General features: G+C 55.2%; 15 protein-coding genes and 1 pseudogene. 5 read left to right on the plus strand and 11 right to left on the minus strand.

The features are described 5' to 3' along the window. Positions 1 to 831 precede the first annotated feature (831 nt). The 3 genes from OHL23_RS24935 to OHL23_RS24945 form a co-directional block, all read right to left on the minus strand. On the minus strand, positions 832 to 1,875 hold the full coding sequence (locus OHL23_RS24935; protein WP_263354739.1) for a hypothetical protein: 1,044 nt from the start codon (positions 1,873 to 1,875) through the stop codon (positions 832 to 834). Positions 1,876 to 2,111: 236 nt separating this feature from the next. Next, entirely contained in the window at positions 2,112 to 5,606 is a 3,495-nt protein-coding gene (locus tag OHL23_RS24940; RefSeq protein WP_263354740.1) for an arabinofuranosidase catalytic domain-containing protein, read from the minus strand. A 393-nt stretch (positions 5,607 to 5,999) separates the two neighbouring features. Beyond that, on the minus strand, positions 6,000 to 8,435 hold the full coding sequence (locus tag OHL23_RS24945) for an ABC transporter permease (protein WP_263354741.1): 2,436 nt from the start codon (positions 8,433 to 8,435) through the stop codon (positions 6,000 to 6,002). Positions 8,436 to 9,010: 575 nt separating this feature from the next. Here OHL23_RS24945 and OHL23_RS24950 point away from each other — a divergent pair. The 4 genes from OHL23_RS24950 (at position 9,011) to OHL23_RS24965 (ending at position 11,050) form a co-directional block, all read left to right on the plus strand. Then, a complete protein-coding gene (locus tag OHL23_RS24950) occupies positions 9,011 to 9,469 on the plus strand; it encodes an ArsR/SmtB family transcription factor (RefSeq protein WP_263354742.1) in 459 nt (152 codons plus the stop codon). Next, complete coding sequence (locus OHL23_RS24955) at positions 9,466 to 9,897, plus strand: SRPBCC family protein (RefSeq protein ID WP_263354743.1); 432 nt, start codon at positions 9,466 to 9,468, stop codon at positions 9,895 to 9,897. Before OHL23_RS24950 ends, OHL23_RS24955 begins: the two co-directional genes overlap by 4 nt. A 55-nt stretch (positions 9,898 to 9,952) precedes the next feature. Continuing rightward, positions 9,953 to 10,780, plus strand: a complete 828-nt coding sequence (locus OHL23_RS24960) for an alpha/beta fold hydrolase (protein ID WP_263354744.1) — start codon at positions 9,953 to 9,955, stop codon at positions 10,778 to 10,780. A gap of 114 nt (positions 10,781 to 10,894) precedes the next feature. Further along, entirely contained in the window at positions 10,895 to 11,050 is a 156-nt protein-coding gene (locus OHL23_RS24965) for a DUF899 domain-containing protein (RefSeq protein WP_263354745.1), read from the plus strand. 54 nt (positions 11,051 to 11,104) lie between these two features. Here the strand turns inward: OHL23_RS24965 and OHL23_RS24970 are convergent, their stop codons facing one another. The 7 genes and pseudogenes from OHL23_RS24970 to OHL23_RS24990 all read right to left on the minus strand — a co-directional run bounded on the left by OHL23_RS24970 (position 11,105) and on the right by OHL23_RS24990 (position 17,051). After that, positions 11,105 to 11,410 carry an NAD(P)-binding protein gene (locus tag OHL23_RS24970; protein ID WP_263354746.1) on the minus strand — a complete coding sequence of 102 codons (306 nt, stop codon included), beginning with the start codon at positions 11,408 to 11,410 and terminating at the stop codon, positions 11,105 to 11,107. Positions 11,411 to 11,574: 164 nt separating this feature from the next. Beyond that, positions 11,575 to 11,874 (minus strand): ATP-binding protein, encoded by a 300-nt coding sequence (locus OHL23_RS29050; protein WP_396127416.1) that lies wholly within the window; start codon positions 11,872 to 11,874, stop codon positions 11,575 to 11,577. Between the two features lie 3 nt (positions 11,875 to 11,877). Continuing rightward, positions 11,878 to 13,995 (minus strand): glycogen debranching protein GlgX, encoded by a 2,118-nt coding sequence (glgX, locus tag OHL23_RS24975; RefSeq protein WP_263354747.1) that lies wholly within the window; start codon positions 13,993 to 13,995, stop codon positions 11,878 to 11,880. Between the two features lie 172 nt (positions 13,996 to 14,167). Next, positions 14,168 to 14,473, minus strand: a complete 306-nt coding sequence (locus OHL23_RS24980; RefSeq protein ID WP_263354748.1) for a carboxymuconolactone decarboxylase family protein — start codon at positions 14,471 to 14,473, stop codon at positions 14,168 to 14,170. A 76-nt stretch (positions 14,474 to 14,549) separates the two neighbouring features. Further along, entirely contained in the window at positions 14,550 to 15,776 is a 1,227-nt protein-coding gene (locus OHL23_RS24985) for a S1 family peptidase (protein WP_263354749.1), read from the minus strand. Positions 15,777 to 15,794: 18 nt separating this feature from the next. Further along, a pseudogene (locus tag OHL23_RS29055) lies at positions 15,795 to 16,133 on the minus strand (response regulator); the annotation flags it as partial. A 333-nt stretch (positions 16,134 to 16,466) separates the two neighbouring features. After that, positions 16,467 to 17,051, minus strand: a complete 585-nt coding sequence (locus tag OHL23_RS24990) for a DUF417 family protein (protein WP_263354750.1) — start codon at positions 17,049 to 17,051, stop codon at positions 16,467 to 16,469. A gap of 109 nt (positions 17,052 to 17,160) precedes the next feature. On the opposite strand from OHL23_RS24990, the gene OHL23_RS24995 reads away from it, so the two are divergent. Then, complete coding sequence (locus tag OHL23_RS24995; protein ID WP_263354751.1) at positions 17,161 to 17,994, plus strand: AraC family transcriptional regulator; 834 nt, start codon at positions 17,161 to 17,163, stop codon at positions 17,992 to 17,994. Between the two features lie 237 nt (positions 17,995 to 18,231). Here the strand turns inward: OHL23_RS24995 and OHL23_RS25000 are convergent, their stop codons facing one another. Further along, complete coding sequence (locus OHL23_RS25000; protein ID WP_263354752.1) at positions 18,232 to 21,030, minus strand: cytochrome P460 family protein; 2,799 nt, start codon at positions 21,028 to 21,030, stop codon at positions 18,232 to 18,234. Between the last annotated feature and the right edge of the window lie 521 nt (positions 21,031 to 21,551).

Consider the following 21,551-nt stretch of genomic DNA (forward strand, 5'->3'; position numbering starts at 1 on the left):
TTTCAAGGCAAACGGAAAAGAGCTTAAGAAATCCCATTCTCTTTCCGCCGTATCACTCATAACTTGACAATATTGAATAGCTTAGAGAAAGCTCAACAAAGCGTGTCACCCAGATCGCTACCCGAATATAAAACAATTGACGGATTCTGAGTTATAAGACGGTATTAGTATCCAGTAACTGGTATATGAGGAATCCCGTTACATTGTATTTGCGTGTCAGGTCTGCAGATAGCAAGTGGATCTATGCGCAACCAATCAAGTCAACCAACCACCGGCTCAAACCCTCCACGGGATCGTCGACGGCACACCAAGCGTTACCCAGAGAGGACCAGTGTCCTCCGTTATCGAACCGACGACGGCAAGCGAAAGGGCCTCGCCCGTCCACTATGGCATTATGATTGACCATGCCCTGAGAATCCGTATCCCATAAGTAGTTGAAGATCGTAGTCCCAGCAGTTCCCTTGCGGCCATCGTAGCTATGATGCTGTATGCCTCGGCTTTTCCGGGTTTCCTTCAGAGTCGCAGCAAGACTGGCTAGTATCAGACGCTCAATCAGCTGATGATGCGCGGAATTCGGCTGATGCTTGGGGCGTGGAAGAACGATCCGCCAGACTTCGGCTCAATCGCATACTGGGCAAACAAATCTGACGACATCGCAGGCAAAGAGCCGATCATATGGATCGACCTTTACGCATATCCAAGCCGGGGTGTGGGACCGTATGCAGCTTGCATATAATGTGCACCTTGTAACCGTGACCTGTAGAAGATTCGGGATTCTCACTAGCCTCTATGGGCAGAGCAAATCCATCCTCGTCTACAACTCTTACCGCTCTAGAGTTGAGACGAAGGCGGTGGCGGAATTTGCGGCGGAGAGACTGGCAGTACGTTGCGCTGTTTAACAGGCACGTCTGGAGCGCCGGTCGTCTCCTCATCGCCGATCTCGAAAATCGGTGTGCCTTTGGGAAGCTTCAAGCGACCGTCGACCAGATAAGCGACCACGACTCCTCCAGTGACCTCAGGGGCCAGAACAACCATAGGCAGAAGATACTTCTTGCTCTTGACAAGCGACTCGGCCACGCCATCGACCGGGTGACTGCGGGGAATGCTACCCGGTATCTGCGGAATCACAAAGGCGCTCATGTTCAGGCTTGGGTTTTTCTTTCCGTAATTGACGAGATCACGGGCGACCTGTTTGGGAGTCATCACACCTGCGTCGGCGAGAAAGTTTCGGTGGATGGCGTGAGGCAGGTAGATATCGAGTACTACACCGGAGAAGTCAGCGCAGTTATGAAAGAGGAGGTTGAAGTGGCCGACGTTGCGGCGATCGTTAAAGGTAGCAATGAATATCTGATCCTGTTCCGGCGAGCTATCCACTTGAAAGCCGTGAATGGTTCGGTCGAAGGAAGCGCCAATAAGCTGCGTCCATTCACCTTTCGGAGTTCCACCCTCCGGATTGTCCGGCGCGAGATCAAGCAGATGTTGTCTGCGGTAAGCGTCCCGCAGAGTTTCAGCCTTCTCTCGATCCACCGTGAGGGGAATGTCGTTCGGCGAATCAACTGCGTAGAGATAGCCAATCAGGGGCATGGCGAGCCAGTCATAGCCATCGATTTTGTGATAGCGGCTAATGACGGTTCCGTACTCGCCATCGTGGCACGATCGAAGCACAGTAGGGGAATCGGCGCAGATGTGATTGAAATAGATCGCAGCATGCCCGGTGGGATTCATAGCACCAAATTTCCCGTACGGCTCTTCCATCAGTAGCGCAACCGAGGCATGAGCGGAGATTGCTGGCGCTGTCAGAAGGCAGAGAAACAAGGCTGTCATCCGCAGTGGCGTTTTCTTATGAAGATTGCCGATTTTCGCTCGATTTCTCATACATCTATCTACATCTAAGATATCTTAAGGTGTTCAAGACGACTCTTCATTCTCTCGCCAAACGCGCAGCTGGTCGTCAACCGCGATTATGATCTAAATCCACAATAGGGCAATTTGAGCAACAAATGCTCAACTTCACTGGGGCTCATCCGGGCGTCTATTTCTCCCGCTATGGATCCTTTCACGTTTTTCGTTGCCAATAGTTGTAAGTGGTTCCGATTCAGCCGTTATAAACATCAATCTGGTTTCGTAGACGCGCTCGATGATTCGGTCCTGTGATATTGGTTGGGCGCGCCAGGTGTTGGAACGTCGTTGGAGACTTGCGTTCCACTGGCATGTGCCCGGGCCAATGCAGTAGTGAGGCTGATACCACTGCCGGAAATCTGCACGCCAGCCGCGTGCGCGTGAGTTAGCGGCGCAGCGATTGTGATTGTGGTGCCGCGGAAGTTCCTGGTTGAGGAGACGACAGCCGTCTCGGAGTTTGCTCCACTATCAATTGTGATTGTCTGGCCTTTACTAAAGCCGATCGCATCGGCGGCCGGGAGAACCGTGGCTCCCACACCCGTGGCCGTGCGTAGCGTAGTAGCGCCCGCTGTGCCAACTGTAGCGATGATGGCATTTTCAAGATTCCCATCCGAATCTATCAGTATCTTCTGGCCAGCACTGAAGCCTTCCACGCTGTCGACCTTGATGTTCGTTGCACCCGCAGGCGAAGCAGTCGACAGAGCGGCAGCAGCCTGCGCCAGAAAGTCGTTACAGTTGCTCTCGGTATCAGCGCCGTCGGGGAAGCGGCCTGCGCTCGCATTGATGGTATTAGGGCTCGCGACGATTGACCATAACTGTAACATTGCGTTTGGTGCGGGCGCGTAGCAACCGCTCTGGCTTGCTCCTGAGGCGGCTTGATAGCCTTCGGCGGCCCAGGGGTCGACAAGGCTGCCATAGTTAAGGCTGTCGGCAACCATCCCCGAGGCGTCCCTTAGCACCATGCTGCCCTCTTCGATGGTGATAATTCGACCGAATATAGGGGAGTTGGTAGTCAATTCCGGTCCTCCGAACCATTGATTGGGTGTCGGCGTCCCTTGGTATCCCGCTGCCTTGACGGCCTCGTCGCGTACAACAGCATGGATTGTATGGTTGTTGGTCAGTGGGCTGTCGAGCGTAATACCAGTGCCAAGCGCCTGGACTGGCTCGTTGCTTGAATGGGCAAAGGCTGTCGCCGGCTGGAAGCTGATCCCTGTTCCGCGATCACTGAACGGCAGGTTGGCCGCATGATTGAACTTGAGCGGAGCGGCCAGATCCAGACCCGTGCCCGGGGACACAACCCACTCACTGGCCACATGAGATTTAGCCAGGGCTGGCGTAAATTCGAGAGTCATACTTTCCGGCTCTGCGCCGCCTACGGCGGTGACCGTAACAGATTCATGGCTTGCCGGCGTTCCAACCGTGATTTTGTCACCCACCGCAAAACCCTCTGCCCGGCGGACATTGATCCGGGTTACGCCGGCGCTTGCAGGAGTTGAGAGATTTGTCTGACGCACCGCTGTTCCAACATGAGCCACAGTGACGGTCTCGATTCCATGTCCGACACTGTCGATATCCAGCCTGATCTTGTCACCGACAGAGATATTGGAGACGGATGTTACTTTGATGTTCCTCGCTCCGACCTGCGCATCCGTCGCTAGATATGCTTGTGTGCCCGGTTTGCCTACTGCGGTTACCGTGGCTATCTCGTACTGCTCCACAGTATTTGCGACGAAGGGATAAGTCGCACCATACCCGAGAGCTATCTTCTGGCCAACAACGAAACCGGACACGCTCTCGACAGGCACGTTGGTCGAGCCCGCACGAATCGTGATCACCGGTCCTTCGGGGAGGGGTTGCCACAGCGTTGTATGGTTGCTGGCTGCCGTCCCAAGGCTTGTGATCTTGCGGGTTTCCGCGTTCATGCCGTCGCCGATGCGGATCGTATCGTCAACCGACATTCCCTCCGTGTTCCTTACATGGAGGATGCTGTCGCCTGCGCTCGCGGGGACCGCCAACCCGGAGTCGGAGAGACCTAGCAGGTAGAAGCCGCCGGCCGCAAGGCTCGTTCCAGCCGGGATCGTTATGGTCGAGAAGATAGCTTGATGGGCGGGATGCTCGGTCAACGTCCAGTTGGAGATATCGATGCTTCGGGAACCCGCATTGTAGATCTCGATAAACGAGTTTGTCGGGTTGGCAGGAGCACCTGAACGAACGCGATATTCGTTGATCTTGATCGGCTCTGCATTCCTCACCTTTTCTGCCGCTGTTTCGACTTGCTTCTTGCCTATTGCGTTCGCCCACGATGCATTGCCGACGACATCGCCATTGAAGGCCGCTGGCCCAGAAGTGACTTTGAAAGTTGCGGTCACGCTTTCACCCGGCGCAATCGGTTGTACGAACGTCTTTGACGCTTCAGAGGTGCCGGAGACGACTACACTCCACTGTGCGGTGGGCACGGCCATACTTAATTTAACTCCCTCCACCGGCGTCCCCGTGGTATTCGTGAACGTCACGGTGGTGTCCTGCGAGGACCCCGGAGTAAACGTCTGCAGCCCTGGCGGCGTTGCCGTTTCTGCCCCAGGCGTCACAGTGAGCGGGGCCACGTCGTACCTGGCAGCCACGATGTTTGCCTGCACTAGCTGGTCGGTAGCATTCGAGGGAAATGTGCCTGCGGCTGTCAGCGCCCCTTCATAGAATGTTCCTTGCGAACCGTCACTGTTGTCGCCGCCGTTGCCCAGCAGAATAGCTCCCTGCTTACGCATCGGGTCATAGGTAGGATTAACACGCGGTCCATCAAACATGACCGATAGAGCTCCTTTTCGCGCATCGCCGCCCATGGAGGTCCAGTGGTGCGGTTCTCCCTTGGCGATTGCGGTCACGAATCGCCAAGGGATGCTCGGTAGATCTGTACAGCCTTTCGAACCATCATCTTTGACGCAGCCGACAAGATTGTTCTCCTGGTCCGTCATGATCCACGGACCTTGGCCGTTTCCGCTATACCAGGGAGTCGCGTTGCCAAAGTAGAGGGTTTCCATGGTGCCGTTATCATCGTCGCGGCTGTCGATTTCCGCATTGCCGTAGTCGAAGCAGCAACCGGAATTGAAGTGCTTGCCATTCACGACCCAGTATTGTCCCTCCGCCTGGTCGTCGACTGCGGTGCCTCTCGCATCGTCATGGCGCAGGCCCATGCCTGGCTCGATGAACACACCGTAAACTTTGTGTCCCATGATCGTAATCGGCGCCATGTCTGCGAGCGGAATATTGTTGAACCCGCCCAGGGCCGGTCCGCTGAATCCGCCACGGGGCGCCTGCGTGAGATCGTTGTGTTTGGGAGATTGGTCATAGATCTTGCTGATCCAGCAGTACGTGTTGGCGCAGAAGCCGTCCTGTGCGGCTGCGTCGGCGTATCCTCCGGCATCGGGAACGGGCGAGAGAACAGGCCGCACAACACCGATGTCCAGGGTCTTGCCGTCCGACTGGCGCAGAACCTGGTAGAGGGGACCGTTATAGGAGGCATATAACGCGCGTGTAGTGCTATGGGCGGCTACGCAGGAATCACCGGCAGCGGCATAGATGTCGCACGGACCTTGTGGTCCAGCTGGAGGAACACTGGTCCCCTTCCGAGTCTGTTGCGCCATCGTCGAGGTGGCACCAACCAGAGCGAGCGCGACCGAAAGCATAAGTGCAAGATCTATTCTCGTTTTCATCTTTATCCTGCCTATCCGCCAAATTGCCTTCGGCATTCCGAAGAGACAGAATCTCGCCCCGGTTTTGGCAGCTAATTCCTTCAAACTTTCCGTCCGGAATACGTATACCACCTAACCCTAGACTTGCTCCATATTGTCCATTGTTTCGTGTGATGCATTTAACCGATATCCGCGTCCCATCGGCAACAATAACTCGGAATTGCAATGAAATTCCCTCGCCCAGCAGAGATTGTCTCAGACGGCTCCGATAGCCTGCGGCATTTTCGAGGATATATCTGAAATTCAGCGCATAATGCAAGCTCGATGAGTGATTTGCCCTGTTGGCGCTATGCGAAGTCGCATTCCGAGTATTCGGGTGAACGTATGAGCTCTCGTGATCGAGGCTCACACGTTTCACTCGTAACGCAATGCTTCCAACGGATCAATCTTCGCCGCCCGCCGCACAGGCGCCCAGCATGCCAGAAGTCCCACTCCCACGCACAACACTGCCACCGCGATCAACGTCGCGGGATCGCTGGGCTGCACTTCAAATAGGAACGACTTCAGCACCCGCGACAAAACAATGGCCAGAACAACGCCGGCGATCACGCCACTCACGATCAATCGAAATCCTTCTCCGAAGATCAATTTGCGAATGTCCGTCTGCTGTGCCCCCATCGCGCTTCGAATCGCAAGCTCCTTGCGTCGCGAGGCCACAGACAGTGAAAGCACGCCGTAGATTCCCACCAGCGTCAGCAGGCTTCCTACAGATGAAAATCCTGTTAGCAGGTGCATAGCAAAGGTCCGTGAGGAGAGGGATTCGTCGCGAATCTGTTCCAGAGTCTTCACATTTTCGATTGCCGCTGTTGGATCTACGGAGCGTAGCTCGCGTTCTACTGCAGCTACCATCGTTCGCGGATCTGCTGCAGTCCGAATCACAAGATGTTTGGAAAACGCAGTCGCTTGCCACAGCGGCAGATAGATCTCCGACGACGCCTCCTGCGTCAAATCATCGCTCCGCCCGTTCGCGATCTCCCCGACAATTTCGATGCCCGGCTTATCGCGCCCGTCGAACCAGAACTTTCGTCCAATGGCATTGCCATGCGGAAAATAGCGGTCCGCAAACGCCTGGTTTACGATCGCCACACCGGGCGCCTTGTTGTCGTCCGTCGATCGAAATTCCCTCCCGTCCATCAGCGCTATTCCCATCAACTTGAAGTAATCGGGAGTCACCGCGCGCATCGGCAGCGCAATCTTGTCGCTCTCTTTCACCGCTGGAGGCTGGCCCTCGATCTCCATCGTCGCAGGCCAGTTATTCCCGGTAAGCGGCACTCCCCAGGCAAACGCCGCGCACTGCACGCCCGGAATCGCAGCAACCCGCTCCAGCGCTTGCCGATGGAAGCTGCCCCAGGTCGAATAGCTCTGCACATCCGTCACGCTCATCGTCAGGATCCGTCCCGTGTTGTATCCCGACGGCACCGCGGCGATCTTCACCATCGTGCGAATGAGCAGCCCCGCACCCACCAGCAGCGCCAGAGTCAGCGCCGTCTGCAGTATTGTGACTCCCTGCAGCAGCCGCCTCTCTCCGGTTCCCGCTGTCCCTTTCGGGCCCGCACTTTTCAGCACCTCCATCGGATCCAGACGAAACGCCCGCAGTGCGGGAATCACCCCCGCGATGAATGCAGCGAGCACAGCCGCTCCAAGCCCCGCCCCCAGGACCGCCCAACCTGCCGTCACTCCATCCAGACGCGGAACGGCATGTCCTGCAATCGCTTTGAACAGTTTCACCGCGCCAACAGCAAGGCCGCCACCCAATGCTCCCCCGAGCAGGGCCAGCAATAAGCTCTCAGTCAAGACTTTTCTCAGAAGTGCTATGCGGCCCATGCCCATCGCGATCCGCACCGCGTACTCCTGCTGCCTTTGCAGTCCGCGCACCAGCAGCAGTGCTGCCGCGTTCCCGCAAGCAATCAGCAGCACCAGCCCCGACGCGCCAAGCAGCGGCAGCAGAATCCGCTTGCCATCCCGGTTCATCTCCTCCGTTACCGGCTCCAGTTGCGGCGCAAATCCTTCAAATTCTTTCTCTGCCAGCGCCTCTCTGGCCACCAGCACGGACAGCTCCTCCTGCGCATGCTGTTGAGTTGCTCCATTCCGCAGCCGCGCAACCACGTTCCAATCAGGCTCCCTCATATACTTTGGATCCGGATAGAGCGGTGCCCAGAAATCCACTGTCGCGTTGACGTCGTAATTAGGTTCCTTCGCTGCTCTCGGCGATGGCAGAAATCGCACCCCCGGTTGCATCACTCCGATCACGGTCGGCGTCACCTGCCAGCGGCTGATGCGCACAGTCTTCCCGATAATCTGCGGATCGCCGCCGAACGTCCTCTGCCAGAACTCATATCCCAGCACAATCTCCTTCACCGGACCTGGTGCGAAATCGGAATTCGCAAAACCCCGCCCCATCGCCGGCTTCAGTCCCATCACCCGGAAATAATCCTGCGATACCTCCATCCCCTGCATGGACTGGCTGCCGTCATTACGAATCAGGAAATTGAATGTCCAGTCATACCCAGCGATCCCCTGGAACGTTGTTGTCTCTTTCTGCCAATCCAGCCACTGTTGCGCCGCCCAGCCACGGGGACTATCCATCTTCTTCCCATCAACGCGCTTCGTTGGGATCATCATCAGTTGGTCAGGCTTCTCGTACGGTGGCGGCGTCAGCAGCACACCCTGAATCAAACTGAAAACGGCCGCAGTAGCGCCAATCCCCAGCGCCAGAGTCAGCGCCGCAATCAAACTGAAGCCCGGCTGCTTCCGCAGCATCCGAATAGCCAACAGGAAATCTCGCAACATACGCCCTCATTCCCCTTTTAGATTCCCGAAGCTCACTCCGGCATTCGAGAAGACGTAGACTGACTTCACTCGTCATCCATCCGATTGAATGATGGAATTCCAGATAGTCTTGCCAGGATCGGTGCAATCGCTTGCTCGTTGGATCACCGCTGCTAAGTTCAGTACCCTGGGTATGCGCATGCACTTAAAGGCCCAATTATAAAAACGGCGAGCGAGGGAAAGAGTCGTTTGCGAGAAGCAGGCCATTCGCTGATATAGCGCAATTTAGCCAGGATACGGCGCGGACTGCGGTCCTTACGTGACAGACAAGGCAAGCCTTGGAGACCAGCCAAGGGTGTTCAGAAGCGAACGGGATCGGTCCAAAAATGGACAGCAAAGAAGTAGGGCGTTTCGGCGGCCCAATTCTGTCACCGAGACTATTGGGCGAATTCCGATCCTGACGTGGAATCGTCCTGACGAACAGAGTCACATAAACAAACTAAACCAGGACCTTACCAGTGACCAAAAGAACTGAGTTGCTCGCGTATTACCGGCCACACATACATGACCCGATTTCGAGGAGGGATGGCTGCCGGGTGGGGCAAATTTTTGCCGGGCCGAGAAGCGCACCCTCCGCGCAGTGGAATTGTTGGTTATTCTTCTTCACTTTTTCAGGTATTCAAAATCCCTTGCATGAATATTACACCCTATGGTGTAATATAAGAATGGATCAACTCTCTGACGTGCTAGCAGCCATTTCTCATCCGACGCGGCGAGCGATTATCGGACAGCTGGCAAACGGTCCCGCGCGATTCCTGGATGTTGCACAGCCGTACTCTACGGCGCTAAACGCGGTGACAAAGCATTTGAAGATGATGGAACGAGCGGGGCTCATCGAGCGCGAAAGGCAGGGGCGCGAGGTCATCATTTCTCTTCGAGCGGAACCGCTGCGATTGGTATCGGGATGGGTGCATGAGTACGAACGGTTCTGGAACGAACGCCTCGATCAGTTTGAGCAGCAATTTCGCGACAAAAAGAAGAAGAGGGACAAGTGACGATTGCAATGAAGACCATTGAAGTGAGGTTAGAACGAACTATCTGTGCTCCTCCGGGTGAGGTGTACGATGCTTGGCTGGATCCGAAGACACCGGGCACTCCCTGGAATATGGGTGACAAGATGCTTCTGAATCCGCATGTTGATGGGTTGTTTTACATGAAGAGCAAGAGGATTCCCCATTATGGACGATTCATGGAGATGGAGAGGCCGACTCGCATTCAGCACACGTGGGTGTCGCCGAACACGCTGGGAGAGGAATCGACAGTGACTCTGACCCTCAAAAAGCACGGAGAAGCCACTCTGATGACCCTCGTCCATACCGGCATACCCGATACAGAAGCCGGAAGAGAGCATGAGAAAGGCTGGAAGTACTTCTTGGACATTTTCCCTGAGTATTTCGCACATGGCTCACGCAAAGAAAAGTAATCCTGGGCAACGTCCGGAAACCGAAGCGCTGTAGAAGCGCGAGACAAGGAGGACCATGGCAAGCGCAGTCAGCAGCAGTACGACGAAAGCCCACGGATACGCGCCCGTCAACGGGCTGAAGATGTATTACGAGACGGAAGGAACCGGCGATCCGCTGGTCTGTATCCCTCCTGCCTTTGGATACGCCGGACTCAATCGCTATCCTGCGCTGATTGAAAGCCACACGGTCATTACGGTTGATCTCCAAGGGCACGGCCGCACGGCGGATATCCCGGAACGTCCGCTTTCGATCGAGCGATATGCCGAAGACCTGGCAAGTTTGCTGAAGTATCTCGGAATCGCAAAGGCCAACTTCTTTGGCGAAAGTTATGGCGGCAATGCAGTCGTGATGATCGCAGCTCGTTATCCCGAGCTTGTCGGCCGAGTAGCAACCTATGCAGCGACATTCGGACCTCCTCAGGTTGCTTTGAACCCGAAGACAACGCATTTTGCCGAGCCGCCGACCGCAGAGTCCAGCTACATCCAGTTTCAAAGAGAGAGCTACAAAAAAGTGGCTCCCGATCCAGAGTACTGGCCCAGAATTTTCGACAAGCTCGGAAACCTTCATTGGCAAGGATTCTCAAAGGAGGAGCTGGCATCGATCCAAGCGCCGGTTCTCATCGCTCTGGGTGATTTCGATTTTGTGCGCCTTGAACACGCGGTTGAAACCGTCAATCTGATGCCCAACGCCGAGCTAGCCGTGATCCCGGATGCCGGCCACTTCGCCTTGTTTTCAGAACCGCAGAGGGTAATTCCCGTGGTCAAACACTTTCTGGAAAAGCCTGCGAAGAGAATCCCCGTATCCACTGCTGCAACGGGCTATCATCCGGACGAGACCAGGTAAAGGTTCAGGAACAACGCGATGCGCCCAGCGTGTTTGGCGGCGATGGCGGCTGCACGCGCAACCTCAGGCGGTGGGCCCTAGATGCTCAAACAGATTGCCAGGGAGGCTATCGGTATGAAGATGCGTTCAGTGGAAGCACAACACTGGGCAGGAACATGGAACGAGTGGCTCGCGGCTCGGCTCACACTGCTAGAGGCGGAGATGGGACACAAGCGGCGCGGCGATGAGGTGGCGCGGATGCGGCAGGAGTTGCCGTGTGCCGTCTGGTAGCGCTCGTAGCGAGTTCTTGACCGGATACACCGGTTGGAAATCCCAGATTATTTTCTATCCTCGAACTGGCATCCGCCCAGCCGCCGGGGTATGGCTTTCAATCAGGAGAATATCCAATCCCTCAAACGCTGCATATACTGCCGCTGACAGGCCGGCCGGCCCAGCGCCCACGATGATGAGATCATGAAGTCGACTCGTGTCGATGTTGTCGTTCAGTCCGAAGCCATCTGCCAGCTGTGAAGGTGACGGATTGCGCAAGACAGTTGTCCTGTTGCAGATGACGATCGGAACTTCGGAGACAGCGATCGACGTGCCTTCTCCGCTTTCACCCACATTGCCAGCGGGAGTGATCGACGCCATGCAACGACTAAATGGTTCATGTGGAGCCGCTCAGCCATTTGTCGTATCCGAATTGCGCCGTTCTGCAGCGAGAACATTGGAGCCGACAACGCATTGACAGTGGGTTCAAGGTGACTGTGGATGTGCCCGAAGTGCCCACATCCACAGTCAGCCTCTTCGGTGAATCAGAAAGCGTGAAGATTGGCGCATGCGCACCGCGGGATTATTGGGATGCGTCCTGCAGCCACAGTCACTCTATCAGGCGCGTGAAAGTAGGACGTCGCCTCACGCCCGAAATTTGCCGTGGCCCAGATGCGACCACCATGTGATTCAACTATGGAACGGGTAATTGCCAGTTCCAGACCTGTTCCCTCATGCTTCGTGGTCAAGAATGCATTGAAGATCTTTTTTGACATTCTCGATACGGGCGTGTCCACCAGAATGAACCGGGAAATGGCGATGATATTTCTCGTCTGTTTGAACATGCTTTAGCCCAACCGAGCATACAACACTACCACGGAACGAGCACCAGCCATATACACGGGACTGGGGACTTTCTGGGCTACTGGCCATTCGACAATGTCATCAGGTGAGTCGAGGCTTGTATCGATCCAACGCCGCCACTGCTGCTCGCCGACTCGCAACACAGGAAGTTCAAATTCCAAGGGTTCCTGGTATGAATTCAAAATCAGGTGAAAGGTCAGATCATCGGCTGGACAGGACATGTGCATCGCTAGTGAGTGAGAGTTCTTACTCCAGTCAGGTGCCCATAGTCTCACGCCGTGCCAGGCACGGTTCCCCCTCTGTAGTAGTTCGTTCAGGCTGACGCGGGACTCCGCCTCTTCTTCGCTTCGCATCAGACGATGTTGATTCAGCAATCGTACGAAGCGATACACGTCCGCGTGCTTTGCGAGCAGATCCCAGTCGAGCCAACTGACCTCATTGTCCTGACACCAGGCGTTGTTATTGCCGCGCTGTGTGCGCCGCATTTCGTCACCCATCAGGATCATGGGGAGTCCCAGGGAGATCATCGTGACCGTCAAGAAGTTCTTTACCTGAAGATTTCTAATTGCCTCCACTGCCGGATCTTCCGATGGCCCTTCCACACCCCAATTATGACTGCGGTTGTCATCCGTGCCATCGCGTCCGTGCTCGCCGTTGTCCTCGTTGTGCTTTACGTTGTACGAGACGAGGTCGTTCAGTGTGAACCCGTCGTGACAAGTTACAAAATTTACACTCTGCTCGGCTTCCCGTGCCTTGTGTCCGTAGATCTGGGGGCTGCCGATCAACCTGTCTGCAAGGCGCCCAACGGTATCCTCGTCGCCACGGAAAAAGCTGCGAACATCGTCGCGAAATCGTCCATTCCACTCTCTCCAACTGTGCCCAGGAAAACTGCCCACCTGATACAGGCCCGCGGCATCCCATGCTTCGGCAATGAGCTTACATCCGGCAAGCACAGGATCTGAATCGATATCCCAGAGCACCGGCGGACTGGGCATCAGATTACCTGCCTCATCTCTGTTCAGAATGGATGCAAGATCGAAACGAAAGCCGTCGACATGCATCTCCTGCACCCAGTAACGAAGACTGTCCACGATCATGCGTCGAACGACCGGATGGTTCGCGTTCAAGGTATTCCCTGTTCCGGTGTAATTCGCGTAGCGGGAACGGTCGTTGTCAAGAACGTAGTAGACGCCATTTTCCATCCCTTTGAAACTCAGCGTCGGGCCATTGTGATCGCTCTCGGCAGTGTGATTGAAAACAACATCCAGAATGACTTCAATGCCGGCCCTGTGCAGAGCCTTGACCATGTCGCGAAACTCGTCCATCGGACCGCACGGATCGCGACGCGAGCTGTACGCGCAATGTGGTGCAAAGAAGGAAATTGGGTCATAGCCCCAATAGTTCAATCGCCCGTTCACCGCATTCCCAGGATCGAACTGAAAAACCGGCAGAAGTTCAACAGCAGTGATTCCAAGATCCTGCAGGTAGGGGATCTTTTCGATGACTCCGGCGTACGTTCCGCGGTTTTTCTCCGATACTCCGGAGTTGGGGTTGCATGTGAATCCACGCACATGCATTTCGTAGATGATGGATCGCGAAGCTGGTCTGCGCAGAGGAAGATCGCCTTCCCAGTTGTAGGAGCTCGGATCTAGCACAACGCTCTTCATTGCAGTAGCGGCGTTATCTCCGGAAACCGTCGCCGAGCTTCGGCTGTAGCTTTCCGGAATGGCCACTCCCCGCCCATAAGGATCCAGTAAGACCTTTTCGTGATCAAAGCGCATGCCTCTTGGTGGATCAAAAGGGCCATACATCCTAAATCCATAGAGTTGACCCGGCACTATCCCCTCCACAGAAACATGCCAATAGTCCAGGGTTCTGTTTGTCGCGCTCTGAATGTCGATAACGCGGGCAGGACGGGCATCATCAACCCGATCAAACAAGAGCAGCTCTACCCGGGATGCATTTCTGGAGAAAACACTGAAGTTAACCCCACCGGCAACAAACGTCGCTCCAAGAGGTGCGCTGCAGCCGACCGCGACATCTTTTGCCTTTCCGCTCTGAAGCACCGCGAAAGGGGAACAAACCAGGGAGACTTGGCTCACAATTCACTCCTGTCAGTCTTTAGATATCACGTTGTACTACTTGGCGAACGAAAAGGAAACCCAATCCTTCTGTTAGAGCCGGATGGGCGAGGATGACGTCCAGCAATTTTGTGCCCCATGTCTCGTTGGGGCATGGGACACAAACATCGTTGATTCACAACATTCGTTCTTGTTAATCCTTGAATAAGTGAGACGCGTGGGTAACCGCCGCGCCTGCTCGCATCGCCGCAGCGACCATGGCTGCTTCCGTCAGCATCGCGTCATTTGCGCCGGCATGACGCGCTGCTTTCACGTGCAACTCAATGCAGTAAGGACACTGCGTTGTCAGCGCAACGGCCACAGCCATCAATTGCTTGTGCAAGACATTGATGGCGCCGTCTTTGAATGCCTCTTTGTCAAAAGCCCAAAAGGCTTTCATCGTTTCAGGTGCATTCTCATCGAGCTTCTTCAGACGAGTGAGGTTTTTCATATCAAACATGTGGATGACTCCATTCGGGCTTTGGGTAAGGCGCTTCCGACGATGAGAGGTCTGGGAGCGCGTTTGGTTACGCGTCTCAGGGCTTCAAGAGTGACTCCCCAAAACGCACGGGAATAGCAAAATTTGATCCGCCGAAATCGCGTACCATCGCAAAGTTGATTCCTATGACCTGACCTTGATCGTTGAAGAGCGGGCCACCGGAACCGCCAGAGGTCGTCTGGGCGTCGTAAACGATTTTGTCAGGCAGTATGTCGCCGATGTGTCCCTGTGTGACGACTGGCTTGATCAAGTGACGGCGTGCGAGTTCTTCCATCGCCTGCTTCGGATCGCCCTTCGATGAAGCTGCGATTGCCTGTAGAGTAGCTGCACCAGTGCGAGCCAGAATCGCATCAACACCGGTAGGATAGCCAAGCAACACGACCGGACTGCCGCCAACAGCCGAGTTGCGCCCATCGGCCAGGGTGATGGGCCGAATTCGCATCCCCGAAACATTCCCCTTTACGACTGCGACATCTGCAACGGACGAAATCTTCTTGGTCGAAATCGGGATGCCATGGGCGATGCTGGGGAAATAGGCCGTCATCTCGGCAATATCGGGCTCGAGGCCTTGATCGAGCATCTCCTTCAGTTCGTCGTTCTGCCACCAGGGTTCGGCGACGTGATGGTTGGTGAGGATTTGTCCGTCATCGGAGGCAAGAAACCCGGTGCCAAAAACATCAAGGTGTACCTCTGGTCCGATCCCCGTAAGGCTCACTAAGGGATTATTGGACTTGTCGGTCTCAGGCTCTCCGGAGCTAGTGAGCGCCGCGTAGCGCAATTTCAACCCGGAGTCGTGATCGCGGAATGCCAACACAACATGGATGAGACAGACACTCGGCTCATCGGCTTCGATTATTGCGTGTGCAGCCTTCCCCTCGGTTTCGAGCTTCTGAAGCCGGCCTTCTACCGCCGCTACCTGGTTTTCTAGAGCGGCGTGGTCTTCTGGTTGGTCGCCTGCAGCTCCCCGCGTCTGGTTCTCGAGGCTCTGGTGGGAACGTTCCATCAGGCTTTGCTGCGAGAGTGCGCCGGTTTGCAGGCGAGTGATGGCGGCAAAGACTCGGACGTTTTCCGCTTGGCTACGGTGGTAGAAGAAAAACGAGACAAGGCCAACAACGACAAGTACAAGAACAATGGCTAGAGTGCCGACCAGAAACGTCCGTCTCTCCTCATTGACCGCCGTTACCACTTGCTGGTTCGCGTTCTGACTGTCCTCGCTAAGCCGAAGTCGCTGCCAAAGCTCGTCTGCAGTCTGTTTGCTCCGCAATTGAGAGCGTATCCTCGAAAGGAGCTCGGGTGGATCGAGAGGCAGCGACAATGCATCATCCGCCCCGAGATCCAGTCCCCGAGTCCGTTCCGCGGCATTCCCATGAACTAACATCACAACTCGTACATTCTGAGTGTGCTTGGAAGCTTTGATTTCAGAAAGAAGGTCACAACAATCCAACTGCGGTGGATCCGCACCAAGAATGACAAGGTCGGGTTCGAAAGCGAAAACGGCTTTCATTCCCCCGCGGTACTCGGTTGAAACCCTGTATCCTGCGTCTTCCAACAAAGCGATGAGGGTTACCCTCAAAGCGTCGTCAGATTCCACGATCAGCAATTTCCCGCTTTGGTCGTTCATAACATCCTTTTCATCGTGCGACCGAACAGAATTTGATGCCAAGGCAACTTGGTCGACGCCGATATCTGCACCCTTCTTTGATGCGTCTGCTGTCTGGCAAGTGACGATCAAAAATAGGGCTTAGAGTGGTGCGCTCGGCGTCGAACCACAGTCCACCCGGACTCTCGTCGCGCAATCTCAGCAGCAGGCGTGGCTCTGACAAGATCGTGCTTCAGCGCAGATAAAACGAAACCACTGGTGGAACGGCATCTTTCATCAGAAATGTGATCGCTTCGGCAAAGGTTTATCGCCACCACACTAGGTTGGAATGTGCCACTTTGTCCTCTCCTTCATTCACTCGCCTCTGTTTTCAAGGAGGATAGCCTTGTTGCCGAAATAGCCGATTAGATAGAACGATACCCCAAGCGAGATAAGATCCTTGTAGAGAAACAGGCCCAAAAAACTCATATACCTGATGCCGTGAACGGAAATGATCGCGCCGGGTGTAGTCATAACCATAGTGCTGGTGGTAAAGAACATCACTGTGGTAATAAGGCCACCTACAACACCGGCTTTAGGCCTGAAATAGCCTGCGGCAATCAATAGGGCTCCGGCGATCTCAGTGATTCCGATTAGGTCTGAGCCGATATAGGGACCAAACAATTTGAAGTGCCAACTGATCAGCGGGCTGTTGGAAACCAGGGGAATGATACCTTCGGCGCCGGAAGCGGTCATCTTGTAGGACCCAGCCCAAAGAAGCATCACAATCATGCCAATGCTGGTTACAAGGAAAGGGACATCACGATCGTTTATCCATGCGGCTAATCTGGTCAGGCTACTTTTAGCTGATTTGGAAGGCCCAGCCGAATGCCCCTGAGAAAGCGTGACGGCAACGTGGTTGTTGATGTTTGATGTGAAATCGGGAGCGATATGGGACATACTCTTCTCCAATCCGGGCAGCACTTCTGCACTGCGCAGGAAGCATCTCTAAGGATGATATGGGACGTATTGTCACGAGGAGTACCGTTGAGATATCTTATAGTCCCATATGGATCGATTGGCTCCTTTCTTCGAAAAATTTTCTCTCACGGCCCGGATGTTTTATTCGGGGTTCTTGTGCGGAAGCTCTGCGGATCAAGATAGTGAATATGCCGGTTATCTTCATGTGCTCAGGAAAGGAAGGCTGAAGATCACCCGGCCAGATGCGCGTCAAATGGTCATTGATACCCCGAGCATCCTGTTCTTTCCACGTCCTCGCCTCCATCGTCTTCACGGCCCAGAGCAAGAGGGAGCCGAGCTCGTTTGCGCGACGATCGAGTTTGGCGCCGGAATGCTGAATCCTCTAATCGCGTCGTTTCCAGAACCACTTGTGCTTCCACTAGACGCCCTTCCCGAACTTGAACCGACCCTGCAGCTTTTGTTTTCAGAGGCTTTCTCAAAATTACCAGGCCGCCAGACTGCCATAGATCGATTATTCGAATATCTTTTTGTGCTACTTATTCGATCAGCAATGAATGCACATCTGGTTGACAGCGGAGTTTTGATGGGACTCAGTGATTCGCGTTTGGGCAAGGCAATCGAGGGCATGCATAAACATCCTGAAGCCGCCTGGTCGCTGGAACAACTTGCTCAACTAGCCGGTATGTCCCGTACGCGCTTTGCTGCTTATTTTCGCCAGGTTGTCGGCGTGACACCGTTTGATTACCTGGCAAATTGGCGGCTGGGGGTTGCCCAAACAATGTTGCGTAAGGGCAACTCACTGAAGCTGATCGCATCCGCCGTGGGATATGCAAATGCGACAGCTCTAACGCGAATCTTTACGCAACGTGTAGGAATGTCTCCTACTGAATGGCTCGCTCGTAGCCTGGGACACAGGATGTAGCAAATATCTGACTAACCTGGTTGTGCGGCTGGCCCGTCTCGTTACAGTGTCGCCGCGCGGCCCAGATCGACGCGCGCGAAACGCCGCAGCGCCCGCGACTCGTACAACGCAAATTCCCTAATCATGGTCTACGGAACGTAGCTGGGCTCGTACCGGCGATGCCAGCAATTCTTCGATGCGGATCGGTTCACCGCAGGATATGGTTAAACATTGTCCAGACCATGCCGCGGCCACTCATTACCTACTCGCCGAGCCGATCAATAGTTTCCAGTTTGCGTAATCCGTTTCCTGCAGCGTCCCCAGTGAATTCGCCAGATATTCCAGCCTTATTGTCGCCGGAGTTCTGGTCTGATAGCGGTCCGACAGAAAGTACGACGGCAGCGTCTGCGAATACAGACTCACCGTCGCATGCAGGTTGCCCGCATTTGCGCCGATCGGCAGCGGAATCTCATATCGCACAATCGACTGTCCTCTGCCCGCCAGGTACACAGGATCATTCAGTGCATCGCCGACCGGCAGCGTCGCATGCAGATACGGCTCCGGGATCTGGAGATCCTTTGGCCCGTGCAACGACCAGCCGATCGGCAGCAGACGGTTGTCCTTCACGTCATAGTCGCGTCGCGTAAAGCTGGTGGTGAACTGGTGCTGCGCATCCTGCGTCAGTTCTTCGTAAATCTGCACCTGGTCACTCGAGCGGATCGGATTCCCCTGGCTGAAGTGTGGCTGATACATGCCATCCTGGAAGGACTCCGTCGGCAACACCTGCCCCGTAAAGTTCGTAATTTGCCCCATCGCGTTCGTCGCTCCCGAAGTAAAGAACGGTTTTCCATCCACAGTTGCCTGCAGGTCAAGAAATGCTCTCCGGAACCCCACGCCGCTTGGAAACCGGTGACCTGCCTTGTTCGTCACCGTTACCTCTACGACCAGCGTGTTGTCATGCACCTCCCACTTCGAAATCTCCACCGTGGCCGTGCTCGTCTGCGCCTGCTGCACGACGTTATCTGACGCTGCCTGCAGATCTGTAGTCAGCCCCGACATGTAATCGCTCAGCCGGACTCCAAGCGTCTCGTTATTTCCCATCGCGTTCATTGGTTTCAGAAACATCTGCAGTAGGAACCCATTCGTTCCCAGCAGTTCATGCCGGCTGAACCCCGATTCGCGATAGCGCACATTCACATCATCCGGTTTGGCCAGGTGTTCCACCGCGGGGTAGGTTCCGTCCTGCACGATTGCGATTCTGTCCCTGATCTGCGCCACATTCATGCCTGTCTTCGTATTCACATACTCGCCCTGCATGTGGCAGTCCTGGCAGGTCTTCGGCGTTGCACCAACCGATCCATACTCCTTGCGAAAATCGCTGTTCAGCCATTCCGGATATGTTGCCTGCTCCACCGAGGACTTCCCCGCGTCAGGGCTGTCCACCACCTGGAGCAGGATCGTGTGGCATGTTCCGCACATCTGCGGCGATTGAATATACGCGTCGTACTTCGGCTTTGCGTCGATGCCCGTAAGCATCGGATAAGTCGTGATCTCGTTGTCTTTGAAAGGTCCGTGCAGCTCTCCCTGCGGAGTTACATCGAACACGCCGTTGATCTGGTGCTTCAGAAAATACGGCAGGCTTGGATCTTTCGGTGCCTGCATGCGGTGGCACACCTCGCAGCTGATCCCGTCCCGCGCCAGTCCACCATATTTGAATCCCTCATTATGCGGGTCCGTTTCGTAGACAAAGGCGAGTTTGTAGTCCTCCTTCGGATGCTCGGTGGCGAACGTCCTCTTGCCCATCGCATTGTGGCATTGCGTGCAGGTGTCAATGATCTGCTGCTGCTTCGTGTGCTCCTTCAGATAAGCCAGCTCGCTGTCCAGCTGCGAGTAGAAGACCGGATCGCGTCCGGCGAGCCCCATCGGCGTCCACCGCCACTCCCCGTACTGCGACACATTGATCGTCGGCGATGAACTCGATGTCAGCACCATCGTCGGCCCCAGCCCCGCGCCCGTCAGTCCGCTATGGCAGCCTGTACACTGCGACGATGTCACGAACCCCGGAGAGACGTTTGCCGGCAAGCCCGCCGCGGGCTTCAATACCGACTTCGGCTCGGGGACAACAGTATCGAACGGCTCCGGCGGCATCTTTTGAATACTCGGGGGAAGTGCACGCAATAGCTTCACCAGTGGCAGCGCCTCGACGTTTTCCTGGATCGCTGCATTCTGCTCGTGCTCCGGAAACAGCGCCGGCGGAATCGCCTCCTCGTGCGCCAGCCGATGCCGCTCCTCCAGCGGCGCCTGCGCGGTCTGTACAAGGTCTATCAGCGTCGTCGATCCAAATCCACATGTCTTTGGCGGCAGGGGTGCGCTGTGGCTCATCCAGCTGTCATCCACGCGGAACTGCAACGGCCATCCCGGCGAGCCTTCGATGTTGCTCAGCGACGCGAACGTGTGCTGCTTCTCCGCCGAGGAGTGGCACCGCAAACACACCAGCCCATATCCCGCGTTCGGATACTGAAACGGATTGTTGAAGTTCATCGAATTCGATGGCGTGCTGCCATTCCATACCTCAGCCCAGAACCACCCATCGAATGAGCCCTTCGAGTTCCGGATCATGACCGTCCAGTCGTTCGAACATCCCAGGTCCTTCTCTGCAATACCGTGATACCGCGCCGCCGGGACCGGCGAGAATTGCTCCTTGATGATCACCGCCCCATCCGGAATCTCACCCTTGCGCCCGTTTAACAACCATTTCGACACCTCCGGCGAGTAATAGATGTGTACCGCCGGATGCACGATCGCTGCCGTCCCCTGAATCAGCGGTCCCGTGTCCCGCACCCACTTATCGCGGCACCAGCCAAGGTTGCGATACTGCAGCTTGTTCAGGTAAGTCAGCAGCTGCTTCTCCATCGTCACCGGCTCGCCCGGCGGAAGGATCGTCGGCAGTTTCATCTGCTGGGGCACCGGCTGTGCATTAGGGCATGGATTCGTCACACTCTGCGCATGAGCGCCAACAGCCAACAAAACCAAGAAAAGAATATTCAGGACACGCATTTCTCGATCTCCGGGGGCAGCTGATCAGAAACGGCCGAAAACAGAAGCAGTTTTTATGAAATCGCATACCCACTTAAGCGCAGCTTCGGGGCACTTTTTAGCAGATGGTAGGGAGACTGTAAAAAGGAAAGGTGAAGGTCGTTTGCCGTCAATTTGAGGACAAAAGCAAGTCTGCTCGACAACAGTTCATGTGTCAAGAAATTAGTTGAAAGAATCGCGCGACTGAACAGTGCGTCACCTTAGACGACCTTCATTGCCGTGCGGTGGCTGGCCATCTGGATCACACGGTCTTTACAGATGCTTTGCCATAAACGTCCGCTTTTGAACTCTCTTTCTCAGCTATGAACATACGTACGCGATGTCGAGCATCTAAGTTGTTGATTTCAAGCGGCTGGCATGTGGAACATGACGTGCTATCTCGCAGTGGAAGCCGAAATGCGTGGAGGTTGATCGATGCGTGTTCTGCTTCAAGACGTAACCTCCGTGCTGCGCCAAATTCGGGCAGCATAAGTCTAGCTGTT

The organism is Acidicapsa acidisoli (genome assembly GCF_025685625.1).
GTDB classification, from domain to species: Bacteria; Acidobacteriota; Terriglobia; order Terriglobales; family Acidobacteriaceae; genus Acidicapsa; species Acidicapsa acidisoli.

Coding starts and splice junctions, on each gene's coding strand:
- OHL23_RS24935 (WP_263354739.1), bottom strand. CDS start 1,875: ATGAGAAATCGAGCGAAAATCGGCAATCTTCATAAGAAAACGCCACTG.
- OHL23_RS24940 (WP_263354740.1), bottom strand. CDS start 5,606: ATGAAAACGAGAATAGATCTTGCACTTATGCTTTCGGTCGCGCTCGCT.
- OHL23_RS24945 (WP_263354741.1), bottom strand. CDS start 8,435: ATGTTGCGAGATTTCCTGTTGGCTATTCGGATGCTGCGGAAGCAGCCG.
- OHL23_RS24960 (WP_263354744.1), top strand. CDS start 9,953: ATGGCAAGCGCAGTCAGCAGCAGTACGACGAAAGCCCACGGATACGCG.
- OHL23_RS24965 (WP_263354745.1), top strand. CDS start 10,895: ATGAAGATGCGTTCAGTGGAAGCACAACACTGGGCAGGAACATGGAAC.
- OHL23_RS24970 (WP_263354746.1), bottom strand. CDS start 11,410: ATGGCGTCGATCACTCCCGCTGGCAATGTGGGTGAAAGCGGAGAAGGC.
- OHL23_RS29050 (WP_396127416.1), bottom strand. CDS start 11,874: ATGTTCAAACAGACGAGAAATATCATCGCCATTTCCCGGTTCATTCTG.
- OHL23_RS24980 (WP_263354748.1), bottom strand. CDS start 14,473: ATGTTTGATATGAAAAACCTCACTCGTCTGAAGAAGCTCGATGAGAAT.
- OHL23_RS24990 (WP_263354750.1), bottom strand. CDS start 17,051: ATGTCCCATATCGCTCCCGATTTCACATCAAACATCAACAACCACGTT.
- OHL23_RS24995 (WP_263354751.1), top strand. CDS start 17,161: ATGGATCGATTGGCTCCTTTCTTCGAAAAATTTTCTCTCACGGCCCGG.
- OHL23_RS25000 (WP_263354752.1), bottom strand. CDS start 21,030: ATGCGTGTCCTGAATATTCTTTTCTTGGTTTTGTTGGCTGTTGGCGCT.